This window comes from Chitinimonas naiadis (genome assembly GCF_054780835.1).
This window is the reverse complement of record NZ_BAAGVO010000007.1, coordinates 329316-344562: the sequence shown is the minus strand read 5'-3', so window position 1 is coordinate 344562 and position 15247 is coordinate 329316. Positions and strand designations below refer to the sequence as shown.

14 protein-coding genes are annotated in these 15247 nt (G+C 58.8%); 1 reads left to right on the top strand and 13 read right to left on the bottom strand.

What is annotated here, in order from left to right:
• Window positions 1-28: 28 nt before the first annotated feature.
• Together ACYVHK_RS21910 and ACYVHK_RS21905 are read right to left on the bottom strand one after the other, a co-directional pair.
• Window positions 29-1483: a hypothetical protein gene (locus tag ACYVHK_RS21910; protein WP_460536586.1), complete on the bottom strand. Its 1455-nt coding sequence runs from the start codon at window positions 1481-1483 to the stop codon at window positions 29-31.
• Window positions 1484-4507, bottom strand: coding sequence for a Tn3 family transposase (locus tag ACYVHK_RS21905; protein WP_460536584.1), 3024 nt, complete (start codon window positions 4505-4507; stop codon window positions 1484-1486).
• Window positions 4508-4833: 326 nt separating this feature from the next.
• Between ACYVHK_RS21905 and ACYVHK_RS21900 the strand changes: the two genes are divergently transcribed.
• Window positions 4834-5190 carry a Mor transcription activator family protein gene (locus ACYVHK_RS21900; RefSeq protein ID WP_460536582.1) on the top strand — a complete coding sequence of 119 codons (357 nt, stop codon included), beginning with the start codon at window positions 4834-4836 and terminating at the stop codon, window positions 5188-5190.
• Between the two features lie 443 nt (window positions 5191-5633).
• Here the strand turns inward: ACYVHK_RS21900 and ACYVHK_RS21895 are convergent, their stop codons facing one another.
• The 11 genes from ACYVHK_RS21895 to ACYVHK_RS21845 form a co-directional block, all read right to left on the bottom strand.
• Window positions 5634-6140, bottom strand: a complete 507-nt coding sequence (locus ACYVHK_RS21895) for a PilN domain-containing protein (protein ID WP_460536580.1) — start codon at window positions 6138-6140, stop codon at window positions 5634-5636.
• A gap of 1 nt (window position 6141) precedes the next feature.
• Window positions 6142-6804 (bottom strand): hypothetical protein, encoded by a 663-nt coding sequence (locus tag ACYVHK_RS21890; protein ID WP_460536578.1) that lies wholly within the window; start codon window positions 6802-6804, stop codon window positions 6142-6144.
• Window positions 6805-6886: 82 nt separating this feature from the next.
• Window positions 6887-8548: a GspE/PulE family protein gene (locus ACYVHK_RS21885; RefSeq protein ID WP_460536576.1), complete on the bottom strand. Its 1662-nt coding sequence runs from the start codon at window positions 8546-8548 to the stop codon at window positions 6887-6889.
• A complete protein-coding gene (locus ACYVHK_RS21880) occupies window positions 8548-9732 on the bottom strand; it encodes a type II secretion system F family protein (RefSeq protein WP_460536574.1) in 1185 nt (394 codons plus the stop codon). The genes ACYVHK_RS21885 and ACYVHK_RS21880 overlap by 1 nt, the downstream gene beginning before the upstream one ends.
• Window positions 9733-9744: 12 nt before the next feature.
• Complete coding sequence (gene gspG, locus ACYVHK_RS21875) at window positions 9745-10176, bottom strand: type II secretion system protein GspG (protein ID WP_460536572.1); 432 nt, start codon at window positions 10174-10176, stop codon at window positions 9745-9747.
• A gap of 27 nt (window positions 10177-10203) precedes the next feature.
• Complete coding sequence (locus tag ACYVHK_RS21870; protein WP_460536570.1) at window positions 10204-10674, bottom strand: type II secretion system protein; 471 nt, start codon at window positions 10672-10674, stop codon at window positions 10204-10206.
• 2 nt (window positions 10675-10676) lie between these two features.
• Complete coding sequence (locus tag ACYVHK_RS21865) at window positions 10677-11048, bottom strand: type II secretion system protein (RefSeq protein ID WP_460536568.1); 372 nt, start codon at window positions 11046-11048, stop codon at window positions 10677-10679.
• 2 nt (window positions 11049-11050) lie between these two features.
• The gene (locus ACYVHK_RS21860) at window positions 11051-11548 is read right to left on the bottom strand and encodes a prepilin-type N-terminal cleavage/methylation domain-containing protein (RefSeq protein ID WP_460536566.1); all 498 of its coding nucleotides are present in this window, start codon (window positions 11546-11548) and stop codon (window positions 11051-11053) included.
• Window positions 11545-13857 carry a cohesin domain-containing protein gene (locus tag ACYVHK_RS21855; RefSeq protein ID WP_460536564.1) on the bottom strand — a complete coding sequence of 771 codons (2313 nt, stop codon included), beginning with the start codon at window positions 13855-13857 and terminating at the stop codon, window positions 11545-11547. Before ACYVHK_RS21855 ends, ACYVHK_RS21860 begins: the two co-directional genes overlap by 4 nt.
• Window positions 13858-13862: 5 nt before the next feature.
• The gene (locus tag ACYVHK_RS21850) at window positions 13863-14384 is read right to left on the bottom strand and encodes a hypothetical protein (protein WP_460536562.1); all 522 of its coding nucleotides are present in this window, start codon (window positions 14382-14384) and stop codon (window positions 13863-13865) included.
• Window positions 14377-14922 carry a hypothetical protein gene (locus ACYVHK_RS21845; protein ID WP_460536560.1) on the bottom strand — a complete coding sequence of 182 codons (546 nt, stop codon included), beginning with the start codon at window positions 14920-14922 and terminating at the stop codon, window positions 14377-14379. Before ACYVHK_RS21845 ends, ACYVHK_RS21850 begins: the two co-directional genes overlap by 8 nt.
• Window positions 14923-15247 lie beyond the last annotated feature (325 nt).

The window sequence follows — 15247 nt, the reverse complement described above, 5'->3', positions numbered from 1 at the left end:
GTAGGCCGAACTGACCACTGTGCCAGGGTTATGTCGGCGCAGGCGGTCCAGGGTCTGCCTGGTCTGTAAATGACGCTGCAGCCGGGTTTGCAGGAGATTCATGCCATTTCTGCCGCAGCTCGATGGCCATGTCTTCTGTGACGCGGTACATCCTGGTTGCCGAGGAGACGATGAAGTTTGAAGGGATGTACTCTGAAAACCCGTCTTCCTCGCCCCTGACATGAATCACATGCGGAAAGAGATCCATATTCAGAGGGTTGTCTGCCAGCGGGTTATGGAAAATGACCAGGCTTTCGTGCCAGCTCTCTTTGTGACCGGGATGATCGACAATGCTCACAAACTCCTCGTACTCGCCTTTGCCGTTTGTTCGCAGTCCCTCCAGCACGGCAAAAGACGTTGGACTGATCAGACCGGCCATACGCCCCATGCGATTGAACTTGGGCAGCGTCGCTCCTCTCGCCAGCATGACCGCTGCAACATGGCGATTCTGTGGGTTCCGGAAAAAGCCGACGGGAATGCTGCGATTGCCGACGGTATGCGATTCGGCTCTTTGCAGGCATCCCTCCTGATCGACCGTAAAACCGTAAAGGTAGCGCTGGAGCGCCTCACCTGAAATGGTCATCGACATCTTGCGGGAGTAATCCTGTATCGCCAGGACAAAGGGGTGTCCTACGGTATGCGCCAATTCCCAGTAGTGCTTGTTCGCTGGTTCAGGCTTGTGCCGCATCTTTTTCAATAAGGCACGATGGAACCGAAAAGGCATGTCCTCCATGGCGTGCCGATCCAGCTCTTCAGCCACGGCCGCTGTCAACGCCACGGGCGCTTCATCCGGATCAATCTGGGCGACGCTGACCGCCTCGACTGCAATCGTGTTTCCCCATTTGCTGATCAGAAAATCGGGCTGCGGATGCTGGCGATCGGCCGTGAAGTCGAGCTCATAGAAGACCGCATGCAAGTACAACTCCAATAGACGGGCATTGAAGTCATTGGACTGGAAGTGCCGGATGAACACACCATCTGGATCGGTATACGAGTAAGCCAGCTCCTCCAGCATCACTTTGGCCGGATGGTACATAGGGTCATTGTTCAACATCTGAAAGTATCGGTTGAACTTGTCCGAATGGACCTTTTGCCGGAGTAGGTAAAACGGGCCGATCTCTTCATCCCCTTGCGGGAAGACACCATCCACATGGCTCGCAATCAGCGCTGCCACTTGCTCCGTCATGGCCGCCAAAACCTCAGCCACGCTCGCTTTAGACACGATCACGTGGATTGCGCGGTAGAGCCGGCGAGCATCTCTACCCAAAATGATGGCGTTGTAGTCCTTATCAATCTTGCAGAGCGCAACCGCCGCTACCAGGCGAATACCCTCTTGTTCGAGCTCGAACCATTCGATCTCTTCGGTAAAGAGTTTCAGCGTGGGTGCCCGGCAATAGCAGATAGCGTTGAAGCGCTCTTTCGAGATCGCAGTAAAGCTCGCCATTTACGTCCTCATCGTCTTCTTTGCGGTCCGGCTCTGCATCCGGGCCGACCCAGCAGCGTATTGAAACGCCTCCTCATGTATCCAGGATTCTGGTGTCTTGTTCAGCCTGACGTTGTATTCGCCAAACCGCTTGATATGGGCCACGAGGTAGGGACTGAGAAAGGAGAGGTCCTCCTCGGTCACCTTCCAGCCTTCGCTCTCCAAGGTGCGCAATGTCCGCATCATGTCTACCGTGTTCTGCAGGATCATCGCACTGGATACCAGGTCGTTGTAGCGGAGGCGCTTTTGCTGCTCATCAGGTTCATTCACGGCAATCACATCGCCGCCAAAAGAAAAATACTTTGAAAAGCCGTTGTACGACTCGATCTTGTTGGTATTGGCAGTGATCTCTTGTCTTAATTCGCGGCTGCCGATCCACTCCAGCAGGAAGCCGGTGCGGACGACGTTCCCCAGTTGCTGGGCGGCGAAGTACAGCCGATTCTTCCGGCTATAGGAACCCAACTTGCGGAGCAAGGTTGCCGAGGATATACGGCCGGCATAGATGGACAGGGCGACCTGCATCAAGTCCTGCCAATGCTTGTCGATCAGATCCCAATCGACCGTTTCGCTGAAGAGACGATTGATGTGCTCGTACTTGGTGGCCTTATCGGGACGATACAGGATCAGGTTGCGCCAGTTCCGTATCCGCGGCATCAACTTGATACCCAGCAGATGGGTAAAGGCGAAGACCGTCGCCGACTGGCCTTGCGTGTCGGAATGCACCGTATCGGCTTCGACGCTGAGGCCCGCTTTCAGCAAGCCCTCGATCACATAGATGGCCTCCCAGACGCCGGGTGGTATGAAATGCCGAAACACGGCGATGTAGTTATTGGCAACGTGCCGATAGGCTACCGCGCCCATCTTGCGGTAGCGGAAGTGGTAGCCCGCCAGCAGGTTTTCATCATAGAAATCGTACTGGGTACCGTCAGCCGCTACCGTTTTGCCGTCGCCCCATACCTTGGGCAGGTCCAGCCGCAAGTAGATCTCGTTGAGCTCTCGCTGGGCAGTCCCCAGGTTCTCCAGGGAAAGGTGCCGTCGATTGACGAAGGACAGGGTATGCGCACTGATGTTCTTTTTGACCAGGTGCCGCGCTGCTTGAGAGGGTCCCAGGTTGCAGCCCATGGCAAAGATCGTCATCAGGTAGCGCTCAGCGGGCTGCTTGAGCTTGGTCTCATTGCCTGACAGCAGCCCAAAATGACGTGTGTAATTTATCCATTGTTCGATATTGGCCAAACCATCCAATACATGCCGGGCTGGCATACGTTGTACCAGGGCGTTCTGCAGCGAAATGGCTGAGGGCGGGATCTCCCTGGCAATGACCTTCCGAACAATGGGTTCGCCGTTGGCACCGATGGCGACGTCGCCGTGGCATTGGGGGAACTTATCATCGAGCGTCTTGGCAGTTTCTGTCAGCCAGGTTCGCAAGCTGTCCACGAAATCCTTGCCAGTCAGTGGCAGGCCGATCTTCTCGCAATAGGCGGGCAACAAGGCCTCACATTCTTCCCAAGACAGAAGCTGCCGCCGGTAATCATCAAACTCCTCAGATCCTGCAATACTGAGATCGCCAGAGCGCAATTCCTCAGCGAGGTAGGAGAACACACACACTTCAAGGTATCGGCGATTGATGCCCACGCCCGTACCGGATGCCGGCATGAGCAGTTTGCGCCAGCGTTCTGAGGCGAAGGACAGACTGAGACTTTCTGGAATCCATTCAATCCGGTGCTTGTCCTGATAGTGCGTGATCACTTCTAGCGCATCCAGGAGGGCGGTATCTTGGCTGGTGGGCCGAATATCCAGTAAGTGCGCCAGTCGGAAAAGGATTGATCGGTGGCTCTTGAAGTGCTCCCAGACCAGGGGAAGATGATTGGTGCCGCTATTGGCCTGGACCTGTGCGCAGTTGAGACGAAGCTGATTAATGCCACCAGAGGGGGCGAGGTATTCACGGACCTCCCGCCCAGCAATCGCGTCGTCGGCTTCCCGTTCTACGATTTCCAGCACACCATCAAGCGTGCAGACCAAGCGCTCAACCTGGCCACGTTGCTTGCGCTGTATCCCTTCGAGTTCCTCTTTAGCGCGTTTGTGGATGGTGGCCATTCGTCGCAGAAACATTTCCGTGAGCTGGTCACGCGCCCGGACTTGCATCCGGTGGATCAGCGCCAGGGTCAAGGTATGGCGCTTGGGCTCGGCACACTCATTCAGCTCGGCCACATCATAGGCGAGGGCTTGGGCCGCAAAGTGCCTGATCTTGGTGTCGGGAATACCAGCGAATACATCCTCAACCGTACCTAACGACTCCAGCCACGCCAGGTGATCTGCCACCATGTCCATGTGCTTGCGTGTCGGGCTGCGCGCTGATCGCTTGAGCTCGTTGTACTCACTCAGGCGCCGCTCCATATTGTCGGTGCGATAGAGCGCCACCAGCGTGGCAATATGGTTCGCAGAAAGCCGGTTGAATACGGTATCGAAGATGTTGCCTTGAACGTCGGCATGAACACGTTCGGCCAACTCATCCAAGGTGCTGAATGCAGGTAACTCAAATCGTTGACCAACAAGCTCTTCGACCACCGAATTGATGATATCGACGCGCTGATCCATCAGCTTGGCAGCTGCATAAGCAAACCGCTGCGCCGCCTCCAGACTCGCTTGGCCGTACACGGGGGTTACCTGGAGGTAATCGCGGACTGCCGCCATGTGGCGATAGATAGTATTTTTGGCGGAGTAGTCCACCTCGATACCTTCCCCCAGGCCGAGTGCACTGCGAATGTGGTCAGCAACTACGGTGGGGATGTCATCAAGGGCAGGGAAGTAGTGCAGATGCTGGAAAGATTTCAGCAATACGGCAAGGCCCAATCGGAGGGAGGCGGTACGTCCCCGCGTGGTCAGCCACGCGATCTCGTCCGCCGTGGGCACGAAGTACTGCTGTAACTCCTTCGCGCTGTAGGCCTTGGCAAATACTGGATAAGCAGTCCTCTCGATTGAAGCCATTTCCCCTCCATGAGCCACCATAGATATGAATGATCATAGGACATGGTTTGGTCGAAAGAGGGGAGAACGACTTAGCGCACTTATCTACTACAAATCAGTGCCTTGCAGGTGATGTGGTGGAATTTCCGCTTCATCCCGGTCATACCCCGTCATGAGCTTGTCGATACGGAATCGGATCTCGGACCGACAGATCTGGCGAATCCTCAAAGCCCCCACCTGATAAATACCCGCCAAAGCGCTGACATCGGTCACTCTTAGCAAACCGCTCAGAAACACCCACCATTCGCTCTGCCAGCTGGAAACCATTCCATCGCCCAGGAGACGACATGCGTGCACCAACCTCAGAATCGGCCTATCAAGCCGTCATCCAGCTTCTCGGGGACAACATTGCGGATCGACTGCGCCAGCAGTTGGGCGGGGTCTCCATCAAGCTGCCCAAATTGGGCAACGAGCGTAGCACCGTGTTCAACCAGTTGGTCTCTGCCATCGGGCCAGAGAGCACCGACCGACTGTTAAAGCACTTGGCCGGCGAGCAAATCTACATCCCCAAAGGGCAGGGCGCTCAACTCGCTCAACGGAACCGAGAAATACTCGTGGCATACCAAGCAGGGGAGTCGACCAATCAGATTGCCCGCCGTCTGCAACTGTCCACGCGACGGGTGCGAGACCTCATTAAGTCTTGAGCTCGACATTCAACTACAGCCGGTGATAGGCATGTCGGTAGGTGTGATCACTACATCGCGTGATTCAGCGATCCACGCCTAGGCGGAAGGGCGGGGAAAAGCCTGCCGCGCGGGAGCCGCCCGCGCTAGCCCTCATCAACGCCAGTGGCGAAGGGGTCGGTAGGCTACCGACGACAGGCAGGCCCAGTATACGTCGAGGATCGTTTGATTCGTAGATCACCAAATGGGGGAGTTTACGGGCTCGGCGGCACCACACTAAACAGCCGCTACCTTGGACACCAGCAGATTTCTGGTGTCATGCCACATAAACGCCGTATACGCCCCTGAGAGCGGCCGACTGCACATCGCCGCCAGCCCCATGGTTCTCTCCGTTTTTAACCGCCGACTAACCGGCCTAGATCGATACTCGCACGCGACGCGGTGCCCTGAACCTGCTGTCGTGGTCAAAGTCTCGCCTTGATCTCGAATTCCACGGTCTCCAGCCGATCGCGCACCAAGGCCTGCTGATGCGCGAGATGGACCTGCCGCAAGGCGGGTTGCGCGGACAAAGCCTCGATATAGGCAACCAGCGCTTTCTGGTCCTTTGCCTCGCCTTTCAACACCAATTGCCGGTTACGCTTCTCAGGCAAGAACTCAAGCAGTTCAATGTCCTTGGCAGCGGTATTCTCCATGGCGATCAACACCGTCTGCCAGGGGAAGTCCCGTTCGGCCTTGATGCTTGCCCAATGTTTCTGTTCGGCTTGCTGTTCCTTGCTATCTACCGGTTCAACCTTCTGGACGAGTTGGCTGCGCAAACGCGCATTGCCCGCCTCTGCAAGCAAGCTGGTTTGATGCTGCCGATAGGCTTGATATCCAAGCCATGCGGCACCGGCCAGTATCAGCCCGGCAAATAGAACAAACACCCAGCCGTGCCTTGGACGGGGGCGCAGGTAGTGATCGAGTCTATCCATCTTAACGCCATGCCTCCCGGGCGATACGCACATGCTGGGCAGTCGGCAGCATGGCCGTGACATAGCTGGCCAGCTTGGCGTGATCCGATGGTTCCGGTGACCATTCGAACACCGTGTCGATATCGTCTATCTCGGCACACCGGCGTGTCAAAAGCCGCCGGCCCGGGTCCTGACTCCCGCCGGTAACGGGCTCCACATCGACTTCCCGCAAGGTGGCCCCGCTGTAGTGCAGTGCGGTGGTTCGCGTTGCTTCGCGTAATAGCAGGGTACTGCCTCCCTTACGTACGGCCTTGTGGCGGTAATAGGCGGCGGCGGTTACGGGCAAGACTTCCAGCAGCTTCAGATCATGGGCGCTTAGCAGGTCCACAAGGCGGATCAGCCAATCTCGCGGCAAGGCATAGGCCAGTCCCACTGCACCATGGTGGCGGAAATCAGCTTGCATTACCCAGTTGCTATCCACGGTGAGATTCTGCTGTTCAAAGCAGGCGAGGGCATAGGCCTCACGTTCCTCCTTGCGCTGTAGATCGCTTTGCCAGGGCAAGGTGGAGAGCGCAGCCAGATTATCGGAGACGATGACGGTCATACGGCTCCCTTTATGTCGCCGTTCCGCCTGCTGTGCCAATAGATCGGCCAAGGCATTGAGCAGGGCATCGCCCAGTTTCATGCCTTGTGCTGGATTATGGTCAATGGTGCCGGCGCGATCTGCCAGCCAGCAATGCCCAGGAAACAACCCTAGCTGGAGGGTATCAGGCCACAAAAGTGACACGGTTCACCTCCTGCAACGTGGTATGTCCTTCACGCACCAGTTCCAGCGCAACATCGCGCAGAAAACGGGTACCTTCCTTGCGGGCTTGTTCCTTGAGCGCCCGGATCGAGGCCCGACTCACGATCATCTCCCGTATTTCATCGGTCAACCGCAGTACTTCCGCCACCGCGCGGCGACCCTTGTAGCCGGTACCACGGCAGTGGGTGCAGCCCTTGCCGGCACGGAATCGATAACTGCGGCTATCCAGAATGCCGGACTCCGCCAACAATTCGGGGTCGATCTCGATATCCTCCACGCAGGATGGGCAGTTCTGCCGCACCAAACGCTGCGCCACCACGCCATTGAGCGAGGACACAAAGTTATAGGGGTCCACGCCCATGTGCATGAAACGGCCGATCACATCGAAGGTGTTATTGGCGTGTACCGAGGTAAACACCAAGTGGCCTGTCAAGGCGGATTGCACCGCAATCTGGGCGGTGTCAGGGTCACGGATCTCACCCACCAATATCTTGTCCGGGTCGTGCCGCAGAATGGAGCGTAAACCGACCGAGAAAGTCAGGCCCTTTTTCTCGTTGACCGGTATCTGCAGCACACCGGGTAACTGGTATTCCACCGGGTCTTCAATGGTGATGACCTTGTCTTCACCATTATTGATCTCCGTCAGCGCCGCATAGAGCGTGGTGGTCTTGCCGCTACCGGTCGGGCCGGTGACCAGCATCATGCCGTAGGGCTCCGCCGAGAGGCGCCGCAGCAAGCGTATGGTCTCCTGATCAAAGCCCAAGGAATTGAGCGACAGGCGCTGCACCTGGTCGATCAAGGCTTGCTTGTCGAGAATACGCAGCACCGCGTCCTCACCATGGATGCTCGGCATGATCGACACCCGGATATCGATATCCCGGCCTTTGGAGGCAACCCGGAAACGGCCATCCTGCGGCACCCGCTTCTCGGCAATGTCCAGTTCAGCCAGTACCTTGATACGGGCTATGGTTTGCTCGGCTAGCGCAGGGTTATTGACAGTCGCGATCTTGGTCAACACGCCATCGATACGGAACTTCACCACCAGTCCCTGAGGGATGGATTCGAGGTGGATGTCGCTGGCCTCATAGCGCAAGGCATCGAACACTGTCGAATTGACCAGCCGCACGGCGGGGCTCGATTCCCCTTGGATCGAGGTCAACGTCAGGTCGGCGCTGTCATCGCGCGCCAGCTCAATCACCTGCTCGACGCCGACGGCATCCGCCACCGCACTGAAAGCGGATTCATGCTTGTCCAGTTCGCGACGGAGCACTTGCGGATCGACCAGGTAGACCTCATGCAGCGCGACCCCCAGGCCCGCCAACCACGCGCCGAGGGTGCCATCGAGCGGCTGACCACTCACGGCGCAATGTCGGCCAGCCTCATCAATGCCCACCATGGCCGCGCGTTCCACCATGTCGCTATAGGCAGCGGATTCGAAATCCGGCCGCAGCGGCCAGCGTGCATGGTGATCAAGCACGGCATAACCCGCCAATGTCGCGGCCTGCGCCAACAAGTCGGCGCGGCTGGCATCGGTTTGTTCGACCAACAGGCTCAGCCAGTCATGCATTGGCGTCGCCGCCAGCGTGGCAGCTTTGAGAGAGGGTAGGGTAAGCGTTTGAGTCATCAGATTGCGTTGGCCAGATCAAAGATAGGCGTGTAGAGCATCATCACAATGGCGCCGATCACGAGGCCGATGCCGACCATCAGTACCGGCTCGACCAGGCGGCCGACCACGTCCACCCAGGTGGCGACTTCCTGATCGTAAAAGTCGGCAATGCGCTCCATCATTTCGTCGAGATTGCCGGAGGATTCCCCAGCCACCAGCAGCCGTTGCGCCACCTCGGTGCTGAGCTGGTTTTCCGTCAATACGGCCGACAGCGGCCGCCCCTCCGCCACCGCCTGGGCCGCCGTTTGCAGATCAGCCCGCATGGCGATCGGCAGCGACGCTTCGGTCATCCGCATCGCGGCCAGCACGCTCACGCCGCTCTTGAGCAACATGCCCAAGGTACGGTAAAGGCGCGCCAACTGGAGTATCCACAGCTTCTCCCCCACCCAGGGCAGGGTCAGCAAGCGGCGGGATAGCCAGCCACGCACGCTGGGGTGCAGTACCAGAACCAACAGGATGCCGATGACGGCAAAGAAGCTCGTCCAGGCCACCGCACCGTGGTGGCGTACAAAGCCGCCCCATATCTGGATAAAACCAGCCGAGCTGGCGTTGCGGACGGCCACATCGTCGAACACGGCACTGAAACGCGGCACCACGTACAGCATCAGGAATGCGATCACCAGAAAGCCGACGCTGACCAGGATAGCGGGATAGATCGCCGCCGAGACAAGCTTGCCGCGTATGTCGTCCACCTGCTTCTGATAGTGCATGAAGCGGCGAATCGAGGCCCGCACGGTACCCGTGGTCTCGCTGGCCCTGACCATCGCCACATACAGCGGAGGGAAGACCGAGGGCAGACCTGCCATGGCTTCAGATAGCTGCTTACCCTGCTGCAGGCTCAGCAGCAAGCTGTCGTATACCGCCTGGTGTCGACCGGCCTTGTCGTTACGGCCCAGGATCTCGATCGTATCGACAATCGGTTGGCCTGCTTCCAGCAAGGAGTGCAACTGCTGGTTGAAGACTGTCAGGTTGAAGCGGCTACGGGATGCACTCGGGCGGCTCGATCCTTTGGCCTGCAAGGCCAGCAAACGTTTGCCGGACGACGCCAGGAAATGGCGTGCCTCTTCCTCGCTGGAAGCCTCAAGCTCCACCAGCTCCACCGCCATGCTGGCGTTCAATACCTTGGCCTGGAAACGTGGCACCGTGCCCGCCCGTCAGCTCTTGGCCTGGTCGGTCCAGCTGGTCACGTCGGCATCGTCGTCAGCGCCACCGGTCTTACCGTCCTTGCCATAGGAAATGATGTCGAAGTCGCGCTTGTTGTCGCCGGGGGACTTGTACTCGTAGGCCTTGCCCCAGGGGTCCGCCGGAACTGCCTTCTTGAGGTAGGGGCCATGCCATTTGCCTTCGCCATTGGGCGCGGCATACAGGGCCGCCAAGCCTTGCGCGGTAGTAGGGTAGGCACCGACATCGATCCGGTACTGGTCCAGCGCCTTGTCGAATGCCTCGATCTGCGCCTTGGCCACCTTCTGCTCTGACCGGCCAATCTGCGAGAAGTACTTGGGGCCGACAAAGGCCGATAGCAGGCCGATGATCAGCAAGACCACCAGCAGTTCCAGCAAGGTAAAACCATATTGTTTCTTCTTCATCGCTCCGCTCCTGTGGGCATGGCGCCCTTAATTGGGTTGATACACAAACTGCCAATCCATGTAGCGCTTTGCGCCAGTAAAACTCGCCAGCGCCGCCGGAAATCCATCTACCTTGATCGGTTGCTGGGTGGATAAGGAGTACACACCCTTGATCCCTACTACCTTGCCGGTCGCATCCAAGGCCGGTACTTCGCCCCAGGTAGGGCTTCCAGTGATCGGGTCACGGTACACGCGTCGCAGATAGCGCCGGGTTCGTGTGGTGTCCGAATCCCTAAGCAGCGCCTCCATATTGGGTGGGTAACGTTTGCCGGACCCTGGTGACAGCTCGTAGTACTGGCGTATCGCCTCCTGGTAGGCCTGGCCGACATACAGCAGGTCCGCTTCGCGCGCGCGTCGCTCGGCGGTCGCGCTGTTCTGCACCGCCCGCAGTGCGACGATGGACGCAATCGCCACCACAAACAGCGCCACGAAATAGCTAAAACCCGTTTGATGTCGCACCGCTACCAGTCCTTAAAGAAAGTACCGTCGCGGGCCTTGTTGGGTGCGGCACTCCTTACATCCTGTATCAGGCCCGCCGACTTGTCGGTCGGTGCAACCGATACCCAACTTTTAGCGCTCTCGGTAAACGGGTCGACCGGGATCGCCCGCAGGTACTTCTGCTCGACCAAGTCATCGAGCTTCTCCGGGTACTTGCCCTTGTCCGAGTAGAATTTGTCGATGGCATCGCGAAGGATGTACAAATCCTCGCGCAAGACATCCTCCTTGGCCTTGTCCACATTGCCGATATAACGGGGCGCCGCGATGGACAACAAGGTTGCGATGATGGCCAAGGCCACCAGCAGTTCGATAATGGTGAAGCCACGATTACGCACGCTTACCACTCCTTGTAGGCGATGCCATTGAGGCCGACCTGATCGGACAGGGAATACACATCGAATACATCGTCGCCTGTTCTGGGGTTATCCGGCGGCGACTCATAGCTGCGCTTGCCCCAGGTGTCGGCCGCTGTCACGGTCGCATCGGTGAAGAAGGGATCACGCGGTAGTCGGCGCAGGAAATAAAGCTTGGGGCCAGTGGGGTTCTTGGCGTTGCTCACGCCGTTGACCAGGGTCATCAAGGTCGCCGGGTAACCGCTTTGTTCGGGTAAGGTCGCAACCAGGCCTTGCGATGACGCTTGCTTATAGGCGTCGAGCCCTTGGCGGATATCACGCAGGGCTCGCCGCAATTCCATCTCCTTGCTGCGCTTGACCGTGGTCTGCGCCAGCGGCATGGCGACGGACGCCAGCAGCGCGAGAATGGCCAACGAGGCCAACAACTCGACAAAGCTGAAGCCGCGCAGGTGACGCGAAGAAGAGGGCGGCGCCTGGGTCATTGAACGATATTGATCTTGTGGGCGATGGGCAGGTTAGGCCTAGCCACCGCCTGCTGACTACCGACTGGGGTCATCGCGACCAGGCTGATCTCCGCCTCCGGCTGTACCTGTAGTGGTTTGAGCTCTACGCTGAACAAACGGCCTTCGCCCTTCGCGCCTGTAGATTCACCGCTGGCCAGGCCAATCGACACTCGGCCGCTGGGTTTGTCGATTAACTGGGTGAAGTTGGCCTTGCCTGCCTTGCTGAAATAATCGCCTTCCTTCACCGCCACGACCTCGAACATCGCCGGGTTGTAGGCAAACTGGATCGGTGCGGCACGTAATGTCTCAACGCTATCCAGCCGTAGCTCCAACGTAATCGGTTCACCCACCTTGGCCTGATTAGGTCCCTGCCAATTGAGTTTGATACCCCCCGTGGCGGCTGCGGGCGCAGGCTTGGCGACTGGGCCGCTACTTGCTGGGGCGGATGTATTCACCGCATTTGTTTTGGATGTGGCGGGCACACTTTCAATACTGCGCAACTGCAAGGGCTTGGTCCGCAGGCTGGCCTCGGTACCGGACCAGAACGACTCTGCTGCAGGTTCCTTGCGCTGGATATTGCGGATCAACCGTGGCGTGATCGACAGTACGATTTCGGTCTTCTTGCGGTCGTCCTTCTGGCTGGAGAACAGGCGACCCAACATAGGCAAATCCCCGAGCAGAGGGATACGGTTTGCAGCGGAGCGGTCTTCGTCACTGATCAAACCGGCCAGCACCTGCGTCTCGCCATCCTTCAGGCGCAGCACGCTGCTCGCGGTGCGGGTACCGATCTGGTAGGCCTGAGAACCGTTGTTGGTCTTGACTGTGCTGACCAATGAGCTGACTTCCAGCGCGATTTTGAGCCCGATCTCATCGCGGACATGGACATCCGGTTCGACGTCCAGCTTAAGGCCGACGTCCAGGTACTGGATGTTCTCGCTGAGGAAACCATTGGGCGTAGTCGTGGTGGTCACGACAGGCACCTTGTCGCCGATCAGGATCTTGGCTTTTTCCCGGTCGCGCACACGGATACGTGGGTTGGCCAGCAGGTTGGCGTCGCCATCTTCCTTGCGGAAGCTTACCGTGGCGCTCGGCAGCGTAATGCCCAGCTTGTCGGCATTCAGGTGCTTGAGGTCACTGAGCCTGATGCTCGACGAGCCGGCTGAATCGCTACCACCGCTGGCCGTACCGCCGAGCGGTGTCACGGTGAGCTGATCGGTCACCTTGATACCCAGGTCCAACAGGCGCGAGCGGTTTACTTCCAGGACTTCCACTTCCAGCATCACTTCCGGCTCGTCCAGGTCATGCAACGCAATCAGCTTTTCGGCGAGGGTGATGGTCTCCGGCGGCTCGCGCAGAATCAGCATATTGAGCTTGTCGTCGACAAACACATCCTTCAGCTTCAATACCGTCTTGAGCATGGACGCGGTCTGCTTGGCCTCTGCGCTGCCCAGGTAGAAGGCCCGGACAACCAGATCCTGGTATTCCTTGGTCTTGTTGCCGCTGTTCGGGTAGATCAGCACGCTGCTGGCGTTGAGTATCTTCTTGTCGAGCTGGTTGGTGGTCAGGATCACATCGATCGCGTCTTCCAGCGTGGTCTGGCGCAGGAACACCGTGGTGCGCTGGTCGCTTTTTACTTCCCGGTCGAAGATAAAGTTGATGCCCGTGGTGCGCGAGAGCGCCTCGAACACCATCTTGATACTGGCATCGCGGAACTCGAGGTTGATCGGCTTCTTGTACAACGTGCCCAAGGTCGGTGCGGTCAGCATGTCCTTGGCCTGCAGGGCTTCGATCTCGCGCCGTACCGCCTTGGCTTCCGGTTGGTCCGGCATATTGTCCAGGGCGCGGCCGACCAGCTTCATGGCTGTAACGGTGTCGCCCAGCGTCAGTGCCTCGCGTGCCTTGGTGGCTTCTTCTGTCGCCAGTCTGGTCCGGGTGATTTTTTCCAGGCCGGCTTCCGCGCGGGCATTGCTGCGCTCGTATTTCAGGATGGTACGGTAGTGTTGCTCGGCTTCGTCCTGCTTGCCGGCCTGGTAGGCCGTGTCGGCCGCCGCGAGCAAGCGGCGAGTGGCAGTCTCCCGGTTCTTGAGCCAGTCGGTGCGGAACCGTACATCCTGCGGCTCCAGCTCGGCCGCTTGCTGCAGTTCCTGCACGGCTTCCGCATACGCCCCTTTGTCCATGTATTCCAGGCCGCTACGGTGATGGTAGCCGGCGGCGCAACCAGAGAGCGCCAGCAGCGCCAGTGCACATAGCGGCTTGAGCGGAAAATGAAAGGAAGAATGAGACGGCATAAGGTTCAGTTTTCTGGAGCAGCAATCGTCAGCGACTGCTTGTCGCCTGTCGGCAGGTATTCGAATTCGATGCGCTGGGCGTCGATGCCCAGCACCTTGTAGGTGCTTTCCAGGGTCTCGCCAGCGCGGGCGATCACGGTCTGGTCGCCATGGCTCAGGTAGATCACCTGGTCGCCGCCATCATTGAGGCGGCCCATGAAGCGATAGGGCAGGGGCGGCGGTCCGACAGGTGCAGGTGGCGCAATGGGCGCGACGACCACCGGTGCCGGAGGCGGCGGTGGGGGCGGCGCTTGCCAGCCACGCGGCGCAAATGGGTCGGCCTTCATGTCCGGCAGGGCAGCAGAGGGCTCGGACGCGGCAGACGCCACAGGCTGGCCCGGCACCGCGCTGACGGCGGCCGGCCGGTTCGGCTGGGCTACCTCGCTGACCGCGGCCCCATCCTCTTCCGTCGGGTACACCATGGCGGCGATGGTTGCCCCGAGCAAACCCAGCCAGATCCACCAGCGGCGCTGGCTGGCCTTATCCACGCTCACCTCGTGCGTAGAAGGCCGACAAGCCCAGATCACAGCTGACTTCCGCGACGTCGATGTCGGCTCGAGTGCAATTGAGCGTATCGAGCGAGACGTTATCCATGTCGGCCTGTACCTTCTCTACAAACCGGCGGATCGCCGGATAGCTGGCCTCTACCGTCATCGTGGCGCGATAGCGCAGATAAGGTTGATCTGCATTGTCGTCGAGCGAGAAGGTGATCTCATTCATGGGCAGCTTGGCCGCATCGGCGAGCTTGCCCAGGCCATCGACAAAGGCCGCGCTCTTGAACGCGGGTAGCTTGATCACCCCGTGCTTGGCGGATTCCGCCTGCACTGCTGAATTGGCCTTGGGGGCCGCGCGTAGGGCACCGGCTTCGTTGCGTAAGTTGTGCAGATTACGGCGCTGCTGCAGGTTGGCGACGGTCGAGACGCTCAAAACCACCAAAGACAGCCCTACCAGGCCAAGTAGCCATGGCCTCGCATTGGCCAGCCGGCGCAAAGCGTAAAAATAGGCGGAGAAAGTAGGGGGCCACATAAGCGTTTTGGAGCGCTGCCATTCGGGTCGCAAATAGGAACAGGCACACCCCGGCTCATGCCTTGCGCATGTGCCGCTCCCTCTGCTGGATTGTTTTAGTCATTCGCATGAATGCCGCTTTAGCCCGTCGCTACGGGTTAATGCGGGAATCATGATGCGGCGCGAGTCTAGCAGAGGAGCTCACGGCACATCGTTACCCAAACTCGGAAAAACAGGCGAATTTGCACAGTCGCGATTTCTGTGTTGGTAAAACACCAGTTTCATCCATTTGGGGGATGCGGCCCTCTCAAAAGCTCCTCTAGTATCCCGCCGGCTTCAGTTTGTA